Genomic DNA, 19709 nt, shown 5'->3' on the forward strand with positions numbered 1-19709 from the left:
ATGAGCTTATTTGTAATGTAGCTCACACAATAAAACTTAAATTAGCGGTCAAAATTGTGCTACATTGAAAAATAATTTACTGTCAAAGTTACAACAAGATTTAGAAGGGGAATTACAATATGATGATCTAACAAAGGGACTCTACGCTACAGATGCTTCCGTTTATCGAAAAATACCTGTTGGTGTGGCTTTTCCGAAAACAGTATTTGATATAAAAAAAATCGTCCTATTTGCTAAAGAGCATCAAATAGGATTGATACCAAGAACAGCCGGTACATCATTAGCGGGGCAGTGCGTAGGTGATGGTTTGGTTGTGGATGTTTCTAAGCACTTTACTGAAATTATTAGTATAGATGAAGTAAAGAAGCAGGTAACAGTGCAGCCAGGTGTAATTAGAGATGAACTGAATCAATATTTAAAACCTTTCGGATTGTTTTTCGGTCCTAATACGTCAACTTCAAATAGATGTATGATTGGTGGTATGGTGGGTAATAATTCTTCCGGAACTACATCGATACAATATGGGGTAACCAGGGATAAAGTTATTTCGCTTAAAACAATTTTGGCAGATGGTAGTGAGGCCGAATTTGGTCGTGTTTCTAAAGAACAATTCCAACAAAAACAACAGGATAATACATTTGAATCATCACTTTATAATAGTGTTTATAAAGAATTAAATAATAAAGAGATAGCTAAAGAAATTACTGATAATTTCCCTAAGCCAGAAATACATAGAAGAAATACTGGTTATGCGGTTGACGAATTGTTGAAAGCTGAACTTTTTGGAGGGGAACAACCATATTTTAACATGGCAGAATTGCTGTGTGGTAGCGAAGGCACTTTAGCATTCACGACAGAAATTACCCTACAATTAGATGAATTACCACCTGTATATTCTGCAATGGTGGTCACTCATTATACTTCGTTGGAAGATTGTTTGATGGATGTTGTTCCTGTAATGGAACATCCTCTGCAATTGTGTGAAATGATGGATAAGGTAATTCTAGATTGTACTAAGAATAACAGAGCGCAAATGGCTAATCGCTTTTTCGTAGAAGGTGATCCAGAGGCTTTATTGATGCTGCAAATTAACGCACATAGCGAGAAGGAACTGGAAAAGGAAATTGCTTCATTAATTAATACAGTTGAAGATTCTGGTTTAAGCTATGCAAATGCAACTTTGGTAGGTGATGACATTGCTAAAGCCATTGAGCTTCGTAAAGCCGGATTAGGACTTTTGGGGAATATTGTTGGTGATATGAAAGCAGTAGCATGCATAGAAGATACTGCGGTGGCATTAACCGATTTAAAGGAGTTTATTGCTGAGTTTACCTTAATCATGAAGGGGTATGACCAAAAGGCTGTGTATTACGCGCACGCTGGTGCCGGTGAATTGCATTTGAGACCTATACTTAATCTAAAAAAATCTTCTGATGTCGCTTTATTTAGGAACATTACCACTGATGTAGCTAAACTTACAAAAAAATATAGAGGCTCTTTTAGTGGTGAACATGGTGATGGTATTGTTCGTGCGGAATTTATTCCATTAATGATAGGGGATAAGAACTATCAACTTCTAAGAAGAATTAAATCTTACTTTGACCCACAAGGTATTTTCAACCCAGGTAAAATTGTAGATGCTTACCCAATGGATAAGTCGTTTAGATATGAAGTTGACCGCGTAGAACCAGAGATAAAAACATTTTTAGATTTTTCTGACAGTGAAGGGATTTTAAAAGCGGCTGAAAAGTGCAATGGAAGTGGCGATTGTAGAAAAACACACCATATGAGTGGTGGCATGTGTCCAAGTTACCATGCCACAAAAAACGAAAAAGATACCACACGTGGTCGAGCGAACGCATTACGAGAATTTTTAACGAACCCTATAAGTATCTCGAAAAACGAATTCGATAGCCCGGAAATAAAAGAGGCGTTTGATTTATGTCTTAGCTGTAAAGCATGTGCTAGCGAATGCCCTAGTAATGTAGATGTAGCAACTTTAAAAGCTGAATTTTTATATCAATACCAAGAAACGAACGGGTACCCATTACGAGGAAAATTATTTGCTTATAACACCAAGCTAAATGGATTAGGCAGTAAAGTTTCTGGTCTTACCAATGCCGTTTATGAATCTAAATTATTAGGTGGTTTGCTAAAAAAAGCAAGCGGAGTAGCTAAAGAAAGAAGTTTACCTAAGGTTTATAGCTTTAATTTCAATAAGCACCTTCATAATTCTTATAATAAGGATATTAAGAAAAAAAATAAGGTGGTTTTGTTTATTGATGAATTTACAAGATATTTAGATGTAGAAGTTGGTAAAGATGCTATAGAATTATTGGTTTCTTTGGGTTATGAAGTTGAATTATATTTTGCTGAAAGTGGACGAACATTTCTTTCTAAAGGGTTTTTGAAACAAGCGCAGAAGTTGGCAGTTAAGAACACGAAAGAGTTAAAGAAATTTGCTGACTTGGGATTGCCAATTTTAGGTTTAGAGCCGTCAGCGATTCTTTCGTTTAGGGATGAATACAAACGTATGACAGCAGATAAAGAGATAGCTCAAAAAATTGCAGACCATTCATTTTTAATTGAAGAGTTTTTGGCAAAGGAAATCTTAGAAGGACGTTTGAGTGCAACAGAATTTACCAATGAGACTAAGGAAATAAAAATTCATAATCACTGTCATCAAAAAGCATTGAGTAATCAAAAAGTAACTTTTGATGTTTTAAATCTTCCTGTAAATTATAAGGTATCCATAATTCCTTCTGGATGTTGTGGCATGGCAGGATCTTTTGGTTATGAAGAAGAGCATTATGAAACAAGTATGAAAATAGGAGAATTAAAATTGTTTCCGGCTGTTTCAAAATCTGCCTCCACAACTATAATCGCTGCAAACGGTACAAGTTGTAGACATCAAATATTCGATGGTACAAAAAGAATAGCAAAACATCCGGTAAGTATTTTAAAAGAAGCATTGATAAATTAAATATCGGCTTCACCTTCATCTTGTGTTTCTTTAGATTTTCGATATGTAATTGAAGCAATGAGCTCATTCATATCCATTGATTTAAGATCTTCATCCATGTAAAATGAAGCTAGCTTATCATTTTCGTATCGATAGAGTTTCCAACGTTTAAAAGAATATTCTAAAGCCGTCATATGTTTTACCCAATCACCAGAGTTTAAATAAAGGCATTCACCTTTTTTGGTTGCAATAACTTGTTTGTTCGGGTAATGGCTGTGTCCGCATACCACATGGTCGTAATGCTGTGCTATAGCCATTTTGGCAACATTTTGTTCAAATCGAGCAATCTGTATCGGGTCACGTTCTCCGTGCTCTAATTGAGAATTTGCAAAAGGTTTGTTTTTCTTTCCAAATATACCAAGTGTTTTTGTTTTTAGTTTAGAAAGCCTAAGTAGCGCATCGAACCCTGGGCTACCAAGATTTAGAAGCCAATGTGAGTGTCGAAATGAGAAATCAAAAATGTCTCCATGAAAAAATAAGGTGTTCTTTCCGTTTAGTTTTAAGATAAGGCGATTGGAAATATTAATTGCCCCCATATAAATGCTGTCAATTTTACGAAAAGGTTCATCACGGTTACCTGTAATAAAGTGAACTATGGTGCCTTTTGAAGCGATATCAAAAATTTTCTTGACCACTTTTAAATGTGATGGAGGAAAGTAATTATTACGCATCTTTTTTGAATCAAGTATGTCGCCATTTAGAATTAAGATTTTTGGGTCGATACTAGATAAATAGGTAAGTAGTTCTTCTGCATGACAGGCATAAGAGCCTAAATGCACATCAGAAAGGACTACAATTTCAAGACGGCGTTTTTTCAAAGGCGTGATTTTGAGACAAAATTAAATCTAGCAAATGATTTATCACTTAATATTGAGGTCAATAATCCATCATCATTAGGTTAATTTAGTATTATCACAATTGTTAAAGGTTATCAGCATATTAAGCACTTTTAAAATTTTTCTTTCATGCATTTAACATTTACCTTTGAATCCTGCTATAAAATAAGTATTGCAAGCAGTAACAACTAATTAAGAAAGTACATATAATGGCCGGAAATACCTTTGGAACCATATTTAGAGTAAGCACTTTTGGAGAATCTCACGGAAAGGCAATTGGTGGAGTGATTGACGGTTGTCCGTCGGGAATTGATTTGGACTTAGAAGCCATTCAACACGATTTAGATCGTCGTAAGCCAGGCCAATCAGCAATTGTTACGCAACGAAAGGAACCTGATGAAGTTGAATTTTTCTCTGGGATCTTTGAGGGCAAGACAACAGGTACTCCTATTGGATTCGCCATACATAATACCAATCAAAAATCTAAAGATTATGGTCATATTAAAGATTCTTATAGACCTTCTCATGCCGATTATGTTTATGACCAAAAGTATGGTTTTAGAGATTATCGTGGTGGGGGTAGGAGTTCAGCAAGAGAAACAGCTAGTAGGGTTGTAGCCGGTGCCATTGCAAAGCAGTTTTTAAAAGGTATCGAAATACAAGCATTTGTATCTCAAGTTGGAAATATGAAGCTAGATATAAATTATAAGGATTTAGATTTGAGCTTAACGGAAACGAATGCAGTTCGGTGTCCCGACCCAGAAATGGCGATGAAGATGGAGGAATATATTAAGTCTATCAAAAAAGAAGGTGATACTATTGGAGGTATTATTACGTGTGTTGCCAAAAATGTACCAATTGGTTTAGGAGAGCCTGTATTCGATAAACTTCATGCCGAATTGGGAAAAGCAATGCTATCTATAAATGCAGTCAAGGGTTTTGAATATGGCAGTGGATTCGAGGGTGTGAAAATGAAAGGCAGTGACCATAATGACCAATTTAATAGCGACGGTTCTACTAAAACCAACTACAGCGGAGGAATACAAGGCGGTATAAGTAATGGAATGGATATCTATTTCAATGTTGCGTTTAAACCTGTAGCTACTGTCATACAAGGTTATGAAACCATAGATAAAGAAGGTAATAAAGTTCAGGCTCAAGGTAAGGGTAGGCATGATCCATGTGTGGTGCCAAGAGCTGTGCCTATCGTAGAAGCAATGACCGCTATGGTTTTGGCGGACTACGCCTTATTAAATAGAACCATTAAATTATAAGGTTTCTTCCTAGTACTTTTCCTATCAAAATACTATCTTACTTCCCTAAACTATATGTTATATGAGGAAGCTTGAGTTGCATTGGCAAATTCTAATTGGTATGTTGGCAGGTGTTCTATTTGCTATGGCGATGGTTCAACTAGAATGGGGTCCTAAATTTATTTCTGATTGGATCAAGCCTTTTGGCAATATTTTCATTAACTCCTTAAAACTTATTGCCGTTCCATTGATATTGGCCTCCTTGATAAAAGGAGTATCTGATTTAAAGGACATTTCAAAGCTTTCTAAAATGGGTGGTCGTACCATTGGGATTTATATAGCTACAACCGTAGTTGCAGTTACCATTGGGTTGGGAGTTGTAAATATAGTTAAGCCAGGTGCTTCAATAAGTGAAGAAACCCGAACCGAATTAGTAGAAAATTATAAGGGTGATGCCGAAGCGATAAAATCTAAAGCTGATAAACAAAAGGAATCTGGACCGTTGCAGGCGTTGGAAGATTTAGTGCCTAGTAATATTTTTCAGGCAGCTTCAGACAATGGAAATATGCTGCAGGTAATCTTTTTTGCTATATTTTTTGGTATTGGTCTAATTCTCATATCGGAAGAACAAGCTTCGCCAGTTAAGAAATTTTTTGATGGTTTTAATGAAGTTATTTTAAAACTCATCGACCTTATAATGTTGGCAGCTCCTTTTGGTGTATTTGCTTTATTGGCTGCATTGGTGGTAGAATCTCCAAGTTTAGATTTATTCAAAGCTTTGGCTTGGTATGCTTTCTGTGTAATTCTTGGCTTGACTTTAATGTTAGGAGTGTATCTATTGTTGGTTTGGGTTTTTACAAAAACCTCGCCTAACACATTTATGAAAGGGATGTCTCCAGCTCAATTACTTGCTTTCTCAACAAGTTCAAGTGCAGCAACGCTTCCGGTTACTATGGAGCGGGTAGAAGAGCATTTAGGTGTAGACGAAGAGGTGACAAGTTTTGTGCTTCCAATTGGTGCTACCATAAATATGGACGGTACCAGCTTATACCAAGCGGTTGCTGCAGTTTTTATTGCGCAAGCTTTTGGAATGGATTTAAGTTTATCTGCCCAATTGGGGATAATTGTAACAGCAACTTTAGCATCTATTGGTAGTGCTGCAGTGCCCGGTGCTGGAATGGTTATGTTGGTGATAGTGCTAGCGCAAGCAGGAATTCCGGAAGCAGGATTGGCATTGATTTTTGCCGTTGACAGACCATTGGATATGTGTCGTACCGTAATTAATGTTTCGGGAGATGCTACAGTTTCTATGATGGTGGCTAAATCTGTTGGTAAGTTGGGGATTCCCAAAGTAAAGAATTGGGATGATAATTATAATAAGTCAGCCTAGTAATAGGGGTTTTAGATTCATTTTTAAGAAATGAATCTAATTACTGGTTTAAACCTATTTTAAAATATTACTTAAGGCTAAGTTTCAAATTTTCGGTATGCTGCAGTGGTAAACATAAAAAGGCCATAGCAGATTAAACCAGTGGCTACAAGGCTTAATAATCTGCTGTTTCTTGAATGAATGAAAAGGCCTCAGCTGTTCCTTTTATATTGTTTGATGATGACGTTGCTTTATTTAAGGTTAGCCCTGCAGAGAGGAAAAAGTATGAAATAATAGTAGTAACGAGCCCTCGTGAAATTAAACTTGAATATTCTATTCGTTCGATATATTTTCTGTTGGCTATAGTTGCCTTGGATTTTATATTAAACTTTTGGAGAAAATCACCTTGGTAAACCTTTATAAATTGATAGATTCCTTTTCCAGCCAGTCTAATACCTATCACAATGAATATTAGTGTTCCGGTGGTTCTTGTCAATAAGGAATTGGTGGTGCTGTTGCCTGACTTAAATAATGTAATTAAGTTCAAGACATCGATAATAGACATCAATCCAATAAATCCATAAACACAACCGCCTATAAAAAAACCGATTCTTTTGATTGTCCCTTTTCCGTCATTACCAACCTTGTCTGAATCCTTTGAGCTCTCAAATATTTTTCAAATCGAAATAGCGGATAAGTCCAATTCCTAAAGTAAAAACTAAAATATTACCTAGTGGTTGATTTTCCAAATAATCTATAACTTCTAATTTACCTGCTTTTTGTCCACCCATATTAAAGGTGCTAAAAAAGGCTAAAAAACCGGTTAGGGTATAAACTATACCTTTAGAAGTATATCTTAAAACAGCAAGTTTCCTGAATTTTTGGTCTATATTATTCAACGTTTAAGAGGTACTAGTTGATAATATATACCATTAATTTTATGTTAAAAGGTGTAATGATGCTTAGCGATAAAAGTATTAAGTATTGTGTTAAAATAAATACACAAACACAATACTTCGGCAATCTTAAATAAATTTATTTTTTAATTCTTCGGTAGGTATCATGCAAGAATCTTTTTTACCATACCATTTATAGCGGTTCTTCGCCACAAAATCGTATACGATATCTCTTATGGACTCTGGGAGCCATAATAAAATAGAGGAGAGAGTCTTTAGGCCTTTTAAATTTTTACCTATTTCTAAGGCAGCGGTAGATTTGGTGTAATAAGCAACATTGGGCTCTATCAAAATTATGGAATCAATATTTGCTATGTCAATATTTCTTTCGGTTAGAAGCTTTTTACCGGTGTCACTTTGTAAGGCAGTAAATCGAAATAAATCTTCTTTATCTTTTTTAATGACAAATTGAACAGAAGTGTTGCATAGATTACAAACGCCATCAAAAAGAATTATTTTCTTATAGTTTTCCACGGATTAAAGATACAATGGGTCTGAATTAAAACTTGCAATTTTATAATGTATTTAAGAAACTGGTTAAATCAGTCTCTTTATCTAGACCTAATTTCTTCTTTAGACGATATTTAGACTTAAGAATACTATCAGGTAAAACATTTAATGTCGCAGCTATTTCTTTGGTGGTCAAATGCATACGTAAAAACGCCGCCAACCTTATCTCTTTTTCTGAGATATCTGCATACAACGTTTTTAATTTTTGATCGAAGTCGTTATGAACATCGGCAAAGTATGTTTTAAAAATTTCCCAATCCTTATCTGAGGCATTTTCCTTTTTCAAGAGCATTACAATACGACGAAATTCCATTTTAAACTTCTCAGGCGAGTTTTTAATGTTTTCCAAATTTTCCATCAGTTCTTGGATAAAGGTGTTTTTCTGTACTAGATGGAGTGTCTGACTTGCAAGTTCCTTTTGTTTATGTTCAATTTTCTGCTTGTAGATTTCCTCTTGTTTTTCCCTAGCGATACGATTCTTCTTCATTCGCTGACGAAATCCAAAAACAGAAAGCACAAACAAGGTAAGTGCTGAGACCATACCACCAGCATAAAGCCATTTGGTCAATTTGTCTACTTTGGCCTTTTCATTTAAAGTTTTAATTTCCTCTTGTTGCAAGGTAATTTCGGCTTCTTTTTTTTCAATTTCGTAGATTGTTTTTAGCTCTTCAATTTGTTGTGTCTTTTTCTCATTAAATAAACTGTCATGAAGTGTTTGAAATTCCTTTAAATCCTGATAAGCTAAATCACCATAATTTAACTTATTTCTAATGGTTGCTCTAATCATTAGAGCATCCCTCAATGTCGGCACTGCCTCTATATTCCTTGCAATTTGTATAACATCATTAATATTCTTTAATGCAACAGTGAAATTATTTTTGGCTGTATTCAGGTTTGCCATTTCCTTAAGAGCTTCGGTTAAATCAAACTTTATGTCCTCCGTTTTGGCTATTTGTATAGACTCTACTAAATAGATTTCTGCGCTTTTAAAATTATTTTCGTTATAATCGAGTCTGGCTAATGCATTGAGATTTTGGGAAATCATAGAACGTATATTCATTTCTCTTGCTAATTGAATCGATTCTTTTAGCAAGTTGCGAGCAAGAGTTAAATTGTTCATCTGCTCAGCCGCTAAACCGGCAGCGTTAGCAGCATAACTAGAATAAATTTTGTCATTATTTTCTTTATAAATTGCTTTAGCCCCCAGAGCATAATCGAGGCTCGTTTTATAATTTCCTAATTGATATTCAATATCGGCCAATTGCTTTAATGCATCTCCCTTTCTAACCATATCGCCAATATCTTCAAAAAAGCGCAAAGCTTTTAACGTATTTTCTAGGGAAATCCTATAATTTCCTTTTTCAAAATATATACCTCCCAATACTTCATACTCAGAGCCTCTTAGGTCAAAATCTCTTAAATCTGAATTTTTTCGATTTTCATCGGTATACATGTCCAAAATGGAATTGGTTAGGCGGATAGCATTATCATATTCACCTTTTTCCCTTTCAATGGTACTCAGTGAGTGTAGTGCAAATATTTGGCCTTTGACAGAATTTAAACTCCTAAATTCTTTGAGTGCTAGGTTGTGATAAAATGATGCTGAATCATTTTTAGATTGGTTGTAGTAATAATTTCCGAACTGTAAGTAACCATTAGCTACCCCTTTTTTATATCCGATTTTTCGCGATAGATTTTGAGCTTGTTTGGCGTAAATGAAAGCTTTTTCATTATCCATAAACATCATTCTCTCATGTATTCTAGATAACACTTTAGCTTTCATGGTATTTTCAGGTAGCGATGCGGCATGTTGAATTAGACTATCTAGCTCTTTTTGTCTATCCTGAGCTTGTAACCATATACCAGAAAATACTAGTAATAATATGGTGAATTGGGTTGGTTTCATAAAACTTGATTTAGATAACTAACTCAAGATAAGGATTATGCATTTTTTAAAAAAGGTAAGAATTGAACTAAAACCTTGTTGTCCATACCAAGTCCATAATATCTTGAACGCTTTTGTTTATGCAAAAATGAAGGGAAGTCCCATTCTAATTGGTCTTACCGAGATTTAGTGTATGTATAAATAATAGTATTGTCCATTTCTAAATGTTAGGAATTTTGATGTACTTGTCCATAGTTTGTCCATGGACAAAATTTGATAAGCAGTTGATTGCTAGATAGTTTTAAAGTGTTGAATCTATAAAACCAAGAAATTATGAAAACATTCATGCAAAAAATTAATTTATCAAAAACGGGTTATGCTCTAATCATAACTGTACTAATGGCTTCTTGTGGAAAGGATAGTATTGATCCTGTTTTGGACAACAAATCGATAACAGGGGTAGAAGCAGATAGTATTAATACCTACTTGACCAACCTTTCCTATGATCCTGACAATTTATTGAACGTCCAATCAAATACTGGAAAGAATGTTAAAGAAGGAAATCCTGTGAAAGACACAGATTTGGGATCTGTTGAGGAATGTAGAACGAACGATTATAGTATCCGTTCTAATTTTGAAGATGTGGCAATTTTTGATCCGACTTTGGGTGTGGTCTACCCCGGAGCTTTAGTTATTGGAAATACGGAAATGTTAGATGGTGCTCCAGAACCATTACAGATTCAGAGAGCGCCTATGAAATTACGTTTAGACCTTCCAGGAATTGGGGAAAGAGGAACTTTAATGGTGGACAATCCTACATTCACTAATGTACAAACGGCGATAGATGATGGATTGGAATATTGGAACCAAGAAATAGCTCCACAAGGGTATGAAATAGCCTCCAATGCATTTTATGAATCTACGACAGCCTATTCTTCACAGCAAATGAGTTTGGATTTGGGAGTGGGTGTTGAATGGGCATCAGGTTCTTCTTTTGAATCTCAGTTCAGTTATGATAATACCACAACCAAGAGAGTCGCCGCTATTTTATATCGTCAAGTTTTTTATGAAATAGTTATGGAAACCCCAGAAACACCTGCAGAGGTTTTTGGAGCACAGGTAGATTTGTCTAAAGTAAAATCTGCTATGAACTCATCGATACCGCCTGCCTACGTTAGTTCTGTGCAATATGGTAGAATAATCATGGTGCGTATGGAAACCACTAGCACAGAAACTAGTGTAGAATTAGATGCGGCGTTGGAGTATGCAAGTATTGGCAAAGATGTTGAGGCTTCTGTTGAAGCGAAGTATAAATCTATCTTGGAGAAATCGACGATAAACGTTGTTACTATTGGTGGCAATGCCGAAATCGCTTCAAAAGTAATTACTGGTAGTGATGTTGCTGAATCTGGGGGACTCAATTATGTTATATCAGAAGGGGCTTTGTACAGTAGGGAAAACCCTGGTGCCCCTATAGCATATACCGTTAAATATTTGAAAGACAATAGGATTGCAAAGATGGGGTATAATACCGATTATAGATTGGAGACTTGTAGTACCTATGCATATGATCATGAAAGTTTAGATGTAGATAATAATTCTATTTTTGACGTTAGATTTCGATTTATCTACAAAAGCCAAAACGGTAATAACACTACCGTTGGAGGGTATATAACCGTTAATAATGGGCAACGAAAGGTAATAAGCCCACCAAACGGAGCCCATGATGTAAAGGTGGAATTTCAGTTTCAAGATGCTTTTGTATGGACCAAATTTGGAGATACTAAAAGTTACGGCTATATAAGCTCACAGAAATGTTTTGAAATTACCAATGATGGCATTTTGCAAGGATTCCGCATATATTTGACCCCAGTCTCTTGTAATTAAAAAGATAAAGTAGGAGTTAGTGTATGGCAGCTGGCCGCTCAGGTTGGGTTCAACAACTTGATGCCGGCTGTTTTTATAAAAAAAAATTGGTTCTCGATGAATGAAAGAGTATAAGTATATAGTGTTTAATATTGGTAATTATCGTATACGATTACATGTAATTAGCTTTTTATCAATAGCTTAATGAGGTTATTTCTTTTTTTCTACCATTTCTAACTGGTCGACACTTACATTGGTTGTAAAGATTCCATAATTAACAATCGCCTTACCCTTTTCAAGAGAATCTATGCTACCGACAGCTTTACCATCTAGCATACGAACACGGTCTCCGATGTTAAAAACGGGTCGAGGTTTATTCTTTTCTTTATAAATGGCTTTTTTCTTTTCGACTTTTTTCTTTTCTCGAATTACCGCTACCTCTTTTTGAACTTCTTTTGCTACTTGAACTTTTTTAGTGCGTTCAGCTTTCGCTTGATGAGCTGTTTTCTTTTTTCGTTTACTATTTTCCGTTTCAACAATTCGTAATAATTCCGAAACCAGAGGTCGTTTCTTATTGTCCTGAAAATACTTATCTGCCACAACATTTACTTTGTTGCCTAATTGAATCATGCGTTGGTCGTGGTCGTACAATTCTTGGTAATTCTCTAATTTCGACTTGACTTTCGCGTTTAATTTTTCTAAACGGGAAGCTTCTTCACGAGCCTTATCCTCTTCTTCTTTCAATCTAGAACCGGTTTCCGCCATTTTGCTACGTTCTTTTTGCAATTTGGCTATCGTAGCGTCAAAACGAACTTTGCCGCGTTCAATCTTCTTCTTGGCTTTATTAATAAGCGAGTAGGGAATGCCATTCTTCTGTGCAACTTCAAAAGTAAAGGAACTACCTGCTTGCCCTAGAATTAATTGAAAGGTAGGTTCAAGAGTTTTTCCATCAAAAAGCATATTTGCATTGGTTACATGAGGTAACTCATTAGCAAGTGCTTTAAGATTCGCATAGTGGGTAGTAATTACGCCATAAGAACCTCGCTCATAAAATACTTCTAAAAAAGCTTCGGCCAATGCGCCTCCTAATTCTGGGTCACTACCGGTGCCAAATTCATCAATTAAAAACAATGTTTGATCATCACATCGTTTTAAAAATTGGTTCATGTTCTTCAATCGATAACTATACGTACTTAAATGATTTTCAATACTTTGATTATCACCAATATCAGTTAAAATCCTTTTAAAGAAACATACTTCGCTACGTTCGTGAACAGGAATTAAAAGCCCGCTTTGCAACATGACTTGTAGAAGACCTATTGTTTTAAGGGTAATACTTTTACCTCCTGCATTTGGTCCGGAAATAACAATAATCCTATTTTCTGGATGCAATTCTATAGTCTGCGGGAAGGTTTTTTCTCCCTTTCGCTTATTATTTAAAAATAGAAGTGGGTGGTAGGCATCTCGTAAATAAAGTCTACTGTTGTTGTTGATTTTAGGTAGTAGAGCATCAATATCCTCCGCATATTTTGCTTTCGCCGCTGTAATGTCTACTTGGGTCAAATAATCTTGATAATCCCTTAAGAGGCTTCTAAATGGCCTAATTTGATTTGTGAGTTGTTTTAGTATTCGTTGAACTTCCTCTTTCTCATCGAACTCCAAATTGTTTAGTTCACGGCTATACTTCAAAGCGGCTTCTGGTTCAATGTAAACGATACTGCCAGTTTTTGAAGTACCCATCACAGATCCTTTGACCTTTTTACGATACATGGCCTTAACTGCAAGTACCCTTCTGTTTTCAACTACTGACTCCCTAATTTCATCCAAATAATCGGAAGCTTGATAGGTATTCAAAGCCGCACCGAAACTCTGACTAATTTTTCCACGCACCAAATTTATCTGTCGACGAATGGTAAATAGATTATCTGAAGCATTGTCTTTTACTTCACCAAATCGGTCAATTACATTATTGATTAAATCTGGTATTTCAGAATTAGGTTCTAGAGTGGAAGCAAATTCATAAAACAATGGATAATATTCTTTGAATTTCTTAAAGAATTTTTGATGCTGCACTACGGTCGTACAGATGTTGGCAATACGTTTGAAGCCTTGAAGTTCTAATGTGGTATTTTCAATTTTCAGTAGCTTTAGGTCGCCATTGATACTGTCAAAACCATGATTTGGAATACGATTCTCACTGATAAGTGATGAAAGATATTCAGCAGTTTTGCCCAATTCTAATCTAATATGTTCTTCTTTGATTAGTGGAGCAATTTCTAATGCGGCTTCCTTTCCCAACTCGGTATGGCAGCGAGCAGAAACTTGCTTTAATACAGAAGGAAATTCAAGGTCTTGTAATGTTTTGTAGTGTATGTTCGCCACGTTCTGTTAAAATAAGCGGCAAAGGTACGGATTGGCTGCGATATGCGGAAAACGAGATTGCCTACATTATATGAAATCATGACAATGTTATAAACAAGTAATTTCTATTTAAACTAGAAACTTTTTATTTTCCAAAGAAGGTTTAGTATGAACAAATAGGATAGTAATTGGTAGTTTTGTGATGTTCAACATAAATCATCATTTTTATGACTACAGACATTCATCCTAGCTGGAAGCAACATTTACAGGAAGAATTTGATAAGCCATATATAATAAAACTAACTGAATTTGTAAATCAAGAATACGCACAGCATAGGTGTTACCCAAGTTATTCAAATATTTTTTCTGCTTTTAACCATAGCACTTTTGACAAAACTAAGGTGGTTATTATAGGCCAAGACCCATACCATGGTGCTACCCAAGCTAATGGTCTATGCTTTTCAGTTCAAGAAGGTATAAAGCACCCACCTTCATTAATCAATATTTTTAAGGAGATTCAGTCCGACATCGGTGCTGCTTATCCCGAAAGTGGAAACTTAAAAAGATGGGCTGACCAAGGCGTACTTTTGTTAAATGCTACACTTACGGTTAGAGAGAATGAGCCAGGAAGTCATCAAAAGAAAGGATGGGAGAAGTTTACAGATGTAGTTATTTCAAAATTATCTGAAAAAAGGACAGACATTGTGTTTATGTTATGGGGAGGTTTCGCTAAGAAAAAGGAAAAATTAATAGATTCAAACAAACATCACATTTTAACATCAGGGCATCCTTCGCCTTTAAGTGCTAACCGTGGATATTGGTTCAATAACAAGCATTTTTCAAATTGTAATAAAATATTGAATGGTTCAGGCAATAAATCTATTATTTGGTAAGTTAAATACTTAATTTTTCTCTAATTTTAGCGTATAATTTATTTGAGCATTTTAAAAGCGATCATAACTAAGAATAAACAAATGAGCAATTTAAGTAGGTTGAATTCTATTTTACTAGTAGATGACGATGAGGCAAGCAACTTTCTGCATTCCATCTTCATAAATAAACTTGATTTAGATGTCAATTTAAATTCTGCCTTAAATGGTCAGGAAGCATTAGATTTTATATTGGGTAAAGGTCAAGAAGAATTAGAATTGCCATGTATGGTTATGCTTGATTTAAGAATGCCGATTATGGATGGATGGCAATTTATTGAAGCCTATGAAGACCTTGTTCCAAAAAAACTAAAAGACCAAATTACAATTGTACTTGTTACGATTAGTGATAATCAAGATGATAAAGATCGTGCCATTACTAATCCATTTATAGCAGACTTTTCGCAGAAACCTTTATCAGATGATACTTTTAAAGAGTTGATTCAAAAGCACTTTAGTTTAGATTAAAATTAGATCAATATAATATTTCGGTCGTTTTAATAGAGCCATTAATCAAGTTCAATTCTTTTAGTGTGTCCTGAACTTTAACCAATTTATGCTCAAGTAGCTGTTGTTGGCTCCATTGTGTTAAATGTAACCATTCTTGAATATCTTCTAATTTTTGTTTATAACGATTTGCCAATGTGCGGTCTATACTAGGTATTTGTTTGAATTCTACAGTATACGTATTAATGACCTCTTGAATATGCTTCACTAAACTTCTATTTTTGAATAGAAAATCATTGGTTCCGACCAATACAAAGCAAGGCCATGGTGTTGGGCAATTTCCAAGATGTCTAAATATGCCGCTATCAACCAATGGTTTAGTCGTAAAACGTTCCCACATGAAATAGTCTGATTTAGAGGTGGTTAGACTTTCTATTGCTCCATTTAGGTTGTTTACTAAATTGAACTTCAACTTTTCCGTATTCCAACCCATTTGTTTCGCCTGTACATAAGCCATAAGGTGACTTCCGCTACCAAAACGACTAATGGCTGCCGTAGTGTCCTTTAGTTCTTCAAGCGTTTTATAGGTGCTATTGGCGTCTACATGAATACCCCAAAGTAGGGGAGAAGCAATATATTCCTGAATAATTTTAACTTTATTTCCTTCCGTAATACTTTTGACAATTCCTTCGGTAAGAATAATAGCTAAATCGGTTTCTTGACTTTTTAAAAGCTCACACATTTTACCGGTTCCTTCAGGTATGTCTGTCCAAGTTAAATCAATTCCTCTTTCTTCAAAAGCACCTTCTTCTATGGCTAAATGCCAAGGTAAATTGAAATGTTCGGGGACCCCAATAATTTTAACGGTTTTCATGTACTATTTTTTAATCGTGGTTGTAAAAGATATATTGTTTTTGAATTGGAGTAATTTCTTTATTGGGGTTCGCTTTTCTATTTGATGAATTCAAATCTAAAGCTTTTATTTTTTAATAGTACTTCCCGTAAACATATGGACTGGTAAACTAACTTTTAAAACATACTAAGTCAACCGATCTAGACAGAATTTAATTAGTTCGTCGACTGACTTTGTCGGATTATTTGAAAATTCACCGGTTGATCTATTGGCTAAAATACAATTCATAGAAACTGCCTCATGACCTAATAGCTGAGAAAGGGCGTATATACCAGACGTTTCCATCTCTAAATTAGTTAAACACAGACCGTCAAAACTAAATGACGATAATTTTTCCATCAATTCCATTTGACTAGGCCTTAGTCTTAATTGACGCTGCTGTGGTCCGTAGAAGCCTGTGTTTGTTGCGGTGAAGCCTAATCGTATACGATTGTTTTTAAATTTTTTCCCTAATTTTTCAGAATAATAAGTCACATATGGCCTCGCTTTGTTCTTATCCCAAGAAGTATATGCAATAAAGGCATCTTCAATTTGAACATTGTTAATATTCTCATGTTCATAGAAATGCAAAAGTCCGTCGAAACCCATTGCATATTCGCTCATTAAAAATGAATCTACCGGAATATCTTTTTGAATGGCACCACTCGTACCAATTCGAACAATTTTTAATGGAGTATGATTTTTTTTTAGTGTTCTGGTCTTGAAATCAATATTGACCAAAGCGTCAAGTTCATTTAAAACGATATCGATATTATCAGTCCCAATACCAGTAGAAATAACCGAAATTCTTTTTCCGTTCTTATGTCCGGTATGGGTAACAAATTCTCGTTTGCCTTTTTTTACTTCTACACTATCAAAATGACCAGAAACCTGGCTAACCCTATCGGGATCACCGACAGTAATAATGGTAGTGGCTAAGTCTTGTGGGAGTAAGTTAAGATGGTATATGCTACCATCTTCATTTATGATAAGCTCAGCAGGCCTTAATTGCATGCTATAGCTTTAAAATTCGGTTCGTATCGGTGTTATAAAGGAAACTATACTTCAAAGCACCTCCTAAATACACATCATTATCTTGAATACATGAATAATAACTTGTTTTACCTTCTAAAATATCTTTTCCTTTTTTAGACAACCGGACAGGATTAAAGCTAGTTATTAAAGGCTTTAAACGAGTAATTGCCCTATCATACTGTGTGTCGCCAAAACCTAAGTTCCCTTGATTTTTTAACATAATCTGCATGAACTCTGTTTTTGACTTAGGCTTTTCGTTAAGAGCCAAACGTAAAATGGTATTTTCCATATCATTTAAACCATTGCTAATGCTAGGAAACCTTTTTAAATGCGACTTTACGGCTTCTCCTAAATAATCGAACTGATAATCTTTAAAATCGGTTAAATTCTCTAAACGTATAGGATTATTACTGCAGTACAATTGCCAAACATAGTCGGCATATTCAGCATCATCTTGTGTTAATTCTTTTTTATTCTTGTATAAATTCAATAATTGTTCGTCGGTAAGCTCATTTAGACTATACATTTTATCTGAATCATCTTCTTTTCCGCTACAAACTAGGGAAATTTGAGCATATTTACGATGCGTTAATAACCAACTGATTACGGCAAGCATGTTTACCTGACAAAAAAGGTCGTACTCAAACCATAAAATAATATGGTCTTGCTGTTTATGACTGCACAAAGACCTATATTCTTTTAAGGTTTTTTCAATAAACCAAGATTTTGAAACTTTATAGTTTTTATGAAGGAAGTCGAATCTTGCTTTCCAAAACGTTTCTGTCCCAACGGTTGGTAGAGTCCTACCTTCACATAGCATTTCGTTCCATGTGATTACATCGCCATCGAGGTTTAATTTTTGAAGACGTTGGGTAAAATTATCACCATTGGTAATGTGTAAAAGAGAACTCATACCGGCCTGATTTAGTTTGATTGTATTAAAAATAAGATTTATAACAACGTTATAAAATAATTTAACAGAAAACAAATAGAAGTTAACATATAAATTAAAAGAATTTTTTATCCACCCACACGCTTAACTTTGAAGCCTTTATCTTTTAAAATTGTCATGATTTTATCGCGATAATCCCCTTGAATAATAATTTTATCATCTTTAAAACTACCACCAACACTTAATTTCATCTTTATTTCTTTAGCCAACTTCTTAAAATCTTCATCAGCACCGGTGTATCCTTCTAAGATTGTAATTGGTTTTCCCTTACGCTTTTCATACTTGCAGATAATAGGGTCGTCTTGAAGCCAAATGTTATTTTCATCTTTCTCCATTTCGGTTGGAACATCTTGCGGTTCATGATTGGGAAAAAGATTTTTTAGTTGATCTTGTAAGTCCATTTTCTATCCTTTTATCAATCCTAATTCAATTAATCGCTCATGTAAAAATTCACCTGCAGTAATGTCGGTATATAACTTAGGATGATCTTTATCAATACAATTCTCTAAACAGTTAAGTGGCATTTCACTAACCGGATGCATAAAAAATGGCACGGAATATCTAGAAGTGCCCCAAAGCTCTCTAGGAGGGTTTACCACTTGATGTATGGTAGATAATAACTTATTGTTGGTTAAACGCGAAAGCATATCGCCTACATTGATCATTAATTGATCAGGTTTGGCAATGGCATCTACCCATTCTCCATCATGGTTCCTTACTTGTAGTCCTTTACCATGAGCACCCATTAATAAAGTTATTAAATTGATGTCGCCATGTGCTGCCGCCCTAACTGCATTTTTAGGTTCTGATATAATAGGTGGGTAGTGTATAGGTCGTAAGATTGAATTTCCATTTTTTATAAAATCATCAAAATAGAATTCATCCAATTTTAAATGCAATGCCAGTGCTCGTAAAACGTATTTTGCTGTTTTTTCCAACATTTTGTAGGTTTCTTTACCTACTTGGTTAAATTTTGGAAGTTCTTTGACTATAACATTGTCTGGGTATTCTTTTTCTAATGCGTCATTATCCTCAACATACTGTCCGAAATGCCAGAATTCTTTTAAATCTCCTTCTTTTCTGCCTTTGGCGTGTTCTTTTCCAAATGAAGTATATCCACGTTGACCACCAATACCTTCTATTTGATACCCATCTTTTATCTCTTCAGGTAAATTGAAAAATTTTTTAATTTCTGAATATAATGAATCAACCAATTCGTCCGAAAGAAAATGTCCGCCTAAAGCAACGAAACCAATTTCTTCAAAGGCCTTACCAATTTCATTAATAAACTTTTGTTTTCTTTTTGGATCTTCCGAAAGAAAATCTGACAAATCAACACTAGGTACCAAACTCATATTTTTATGGATTTAATGTAAAATTAATAATTATTGTGGAT

Annotated in this window: 17 protein-coding genes; 6 read left to right on the top strand and 11 right to left on the bottom strand. The window is 34.9% G+C overall.

The features are described 5' to 3' along the window. Window positions 1–64 precede the first annotated feature (64 nt). Window positions 65–2983 carry an FAD-linked oxidase C-terminal domain-containing protein gene (locus AACZ49_RS09265; protein ID WP_339653845.1) on the top strand — a complete coding sequence of 973 codons (2919 nt, stop codon included), beginning with the start codon at window positions 65–67 and terminating at the stop codon, window positions 2981–2983. Here AACZ49_RS09265 and AACZ49_RS09270 read toward each other — a convergent pair. Continuing rightward, complete coding sequence (locus AACZ49_RS09270; protein ID WP_339653848.1) at window positions 2980–3840, bottom strand: UDP-2,3-diacylglucosamine diphosphatase; 861 nt, start codon at window positions 3838–3840, stop codon at window positions 2980–2982. The genes AACZ49_RS09265 and AACZ49_RS09270 overlap by 4 nt on opposite strands. A gap of 227 nt (window positions 3841–4067) precedes the next feature. Here AACZ49_RS09270 and aroC point away from each other — a divergent pair, with 227 nt between their 5' ends. Then, window positions 4068–5132 (top strand): chorismate synthase, encoded by a 1065-nt coding sequence (gene aroC, locus AACZ49_RS09275; protein ID WP_339653851.1) that lies wholly within the window; start codon window positions 4068–4070, stop codon window positions 5130–5132. 61 nt (window positions 5133–5193) lie between these two features. Further along, window positions 5194–6501 carry a dicarboxylate/amino acid:cation symporter gene (locus AACZ49_RS09280; protein ID WP_339653854.1) on the top strand — a complete coding sequence of 436 codons (1308 nt, stop codon included), beginning with the start codon at window positions 5194–5196 and terminating at the stop codon, window positions 6499–6501. A 154-nt stretch (window positions 6502–6655) separates the two neighbouring features. On the opposite strand, the gene AACZ49_RS09285 is transcribed toward AACZ49_RS09280, so the two are convergent. From AACZ49_RS09285 to AACZ49_RS09300, 4 genes are all read right to left on the bottom strand, one after another. Beyond that, window positions 6656–7027: a hypothetical protein gene (locus AACZ49_RS09285; RefSeq protein WP_339653857.1), complete on the bottom strand. Its 372-nt coding sequence runs from the start codon at window positions 7025–7027 to the stop codon at window positions 6656–6658. Window positions 7028–7145: 118 nt separating this feature from the next. Next, window positions 7146–7379, bottom strand: a complete 234-nt coding sequence (locus AACZ49_RS09290; RefSeq protein WP_339653859.1) for a DUF1206 domain-containing protein — start codon at window positions 7377–7379, stop codon at window positions 7146–7148. Between the two features lie 126 nt (window positions 7380–7505). Continuing rightward, window positions 7506–7910 (bottom strand): DUF393 domain-containing protein, encoded by a 405-nt coding sequence (locus tag AACZ49_RS09295; protein ID WP_339653861.1) that lies wholly within the window; start codon window positions 7908–7910, stop codon window positions 7506–7508. Between the two features lie 40 nt (window positions 7911–7950). After that, the gene (locus AACZ49_RS09300; RefSeq protein WP_339653864.1) at window positions 7951–9852 is read right to left on the bottom strand and encodes a hypothetical protein; all 1902 of its coding nucleotides are present in this window, start codon (window positions 9850–9852) and stop codon (window positions 7951–7953) included. A gap of 312 nt (window positions 9853–10164) precedes the next feature. Here AACZ49_RS09300 and AACZ49_RS09305 point away from each other — a divergent pair, with 312 nt between their 5' ends. Next, a complete protein-coding gene (locus AACZ49_RS09305) occupies window positions 10165–11718 on the top strand; it encodes a thiol-activated cytolysin family protein (RefSeq protein ID WP_339653865.1) in 1554 nt (517 codons plus the stop codon). Window positions 11719–11907: 189 nt separating this feature from the next. Here the strand turns inward: AACZ49_RS09305 and AACZ49_RS09310 are convergent, their stop codons facing one another. After that, window positions 11908–14079: a DNA mismatch repair protein MutS gene (locus tag AACZ49_RS09310; RefSeq protein ID WP_339653866.1), complete on the bottom strand. Its 2172-nt coding sequence runs from the start codon at window positions 14077–14079 to the stop codon at window positions 11908–11910. 206 nt (window positions 14080–14285) lie between these two features. Here AACZ49_RS09310 and AACZ49_RS09315 point away from each other — a divergent pair, with 206 nt between their 5' ends. Both AACZ49_RS09315 and AACZ49_RS09320 read left to right on the top strand, forming a co-directional pair. Then, window positions 14286–14951: a uracil-DNA glycosylase gene (locus AACZ49_RS09315; RefSeq protein WP_339653869.1), complete on the top strand. Its 666-nt coding sequence runs from the start codon at window positions 14286–14288 to the stop codon at window positions 14949–14951. A gap of 81 nt (window positions 14952–15032) precedes the next feature. After that, window positions 15033–15455, top strand: a complete 423-nt coding sequence (locus AACZ49_RS09320) for a response regulator (protein WP_339653872.1) — start codon at window positions 15033–15035, stop codon at window positions 15453–15455. Between the two features lie 7 nt (window positions 15456–15462). Here the strand turns inward: AACZ49_RS09320 and AACZ49_RS09325 are convergent, their stop codons facing one another. The 5 genes from AACZ49_RS09325 to AACZ49_RS09345 form a co-directional block, all read right to left on the bottom strand. Continuing rightward, the gene (locus AACZ49_RS09325) at window positions 15463–16308 is read right to left on the bottom strand and encodes a substrate-binding domain-containing protein (protein ID WP_339653874.1); all 846 of its coding nucleotides are present in this window, start codon (window positions 16306–16308) and stop codon (window positions 15463–15465) included. A gap of 165 nt (window positions 16309–16473) precedes the next feature. Then, entirely contained in the window at window positions 16474–17340 is an 867-nt protein-coding gene (locus AACZ49_RS09330) for a nucleoside phosphorylase (RefSeq protein WP_339653876.1), read from the bottom strand. 1 nt (window position 17341) lies between these two features. After that, window positions 17342–18274: a DUF1835 domain-containing protein gene (locus AACZ49_RS09335; protein WP_339653879.1), complete on the bottom strand. Its 933-nt coding sequence runs from the start codon at window positions 18272–18274 to the stop codon at window positions 17342–17344. A gap of 107 nt (window positions 18275–18381) precedes the next feature. Continuing rightward, window positions 18382–18714: a translation initiation factor gene (locus AACZ49_RS09340; protein ID WP_339653881.1), complete on the bottom strand. Its 333-nt coding sequence runs from the start codon at window positions 18712–18714 to the stop codon at window positions 18382–18384. Between the two features lie 3 nt (window positions 18715–18717). Beyond that, entirely contained in the window at window positions 18718–19668 is a 951-nt protein-coding gene (locus AACZ49_RS09345) for a 2-oxoglutarate and iron-dependent oxygenase domain-containing protein (RefSeq protein ID WP_339653883.1), read from the bottom strand. Window positions 19669–19709: the final 41 nt, after the last annotated feature.

The organism is uncultured Maribacter sp. (assembly GCF_963975365.1).
Lineage (GTDB): Bacteria > Bacteroidota > Bacteroidia > Flavobacteriales > Flavobacteriaceae > Maribacter.

Bases quoted from the DNA above. Each gene is read 5' to 3' on its own strand.
- aroC (WP_339653851.1), top strand. From the start codon at position 4,068: ATGGCCGGAAATACCTTTGGAACCATATTTAGAGTAAGCACTTTTGGA.
- AACZ49_RS09280 (WP_339653854.1), top strand. From the start codon at position 5,194: ATGAGGAAGCTTGAGTTGCATTGGCAAATTCTAATTGGTATGTTGGCA.
- AACZ49_RS09300 (WP_339653864.1), bottom strand. From the start codon at position 9,852: ATGAAACCAACCCAATTCACCATATTATTACTAGTATTTTCTGGTATA.
- AACZ49_RS09305 (WP_339653865.1), top strand. From the start codon at position 10,165: ATGAAAACATTCATGCAAAAAATTAATTTATCAAAAACGGGTTATGCT.
- AACZ49_RS09315 (WP_339653869.1), top strand. From the start codon at position 14,286: ATGACTACAGACATTCATCCTAGCTGGAAGCAACATTTACAGGAAGAA.
- AACZ49_RS09320 (WP_339653872.1), top strand. From the start codon at position 15,033: ATGAGCAATTTAAGTAGGTTGAATTCTATTTTACTAGTAGATGACGAT.
- AACZ49_RS09325 (WP_339653874.1), bottom strand. From the start codon at position 16,308: ATGAAAACCGTTAAAATTATTGGGGTCCCCGAACATTTCAATTTACCT.
- AACZ49_RS09330 (WP_339653876.1), bottom strand. From the start codon at position 17,340: ATGCAATTAAGGCCTGCTGAGCTTATCATAAATGAAGATGGTAGCATA.
- AACZ49_RS09335 (WP_339653879.1), bottom strand. From the start codon at position 18,274: ATGAGTTCTCTTTTACACATTACCAATGGTGATAATTTTACCCAACGT.
- AACZ49_RS09340 (WP_339653881.1), bottom strand. From the start codon at position 18,714: ATGGACTTACAAGATCAACTAAAAAATCTTTTTCCCAATCATGAACCG.
- AACZ49_RS09345 (WP_339653883.1), bottom strand. From the start codon at position 19,668: ATGAGTTTGGTACCTAGTGTTGATTTGTCAGATTTTCTTTCGGAAGAT.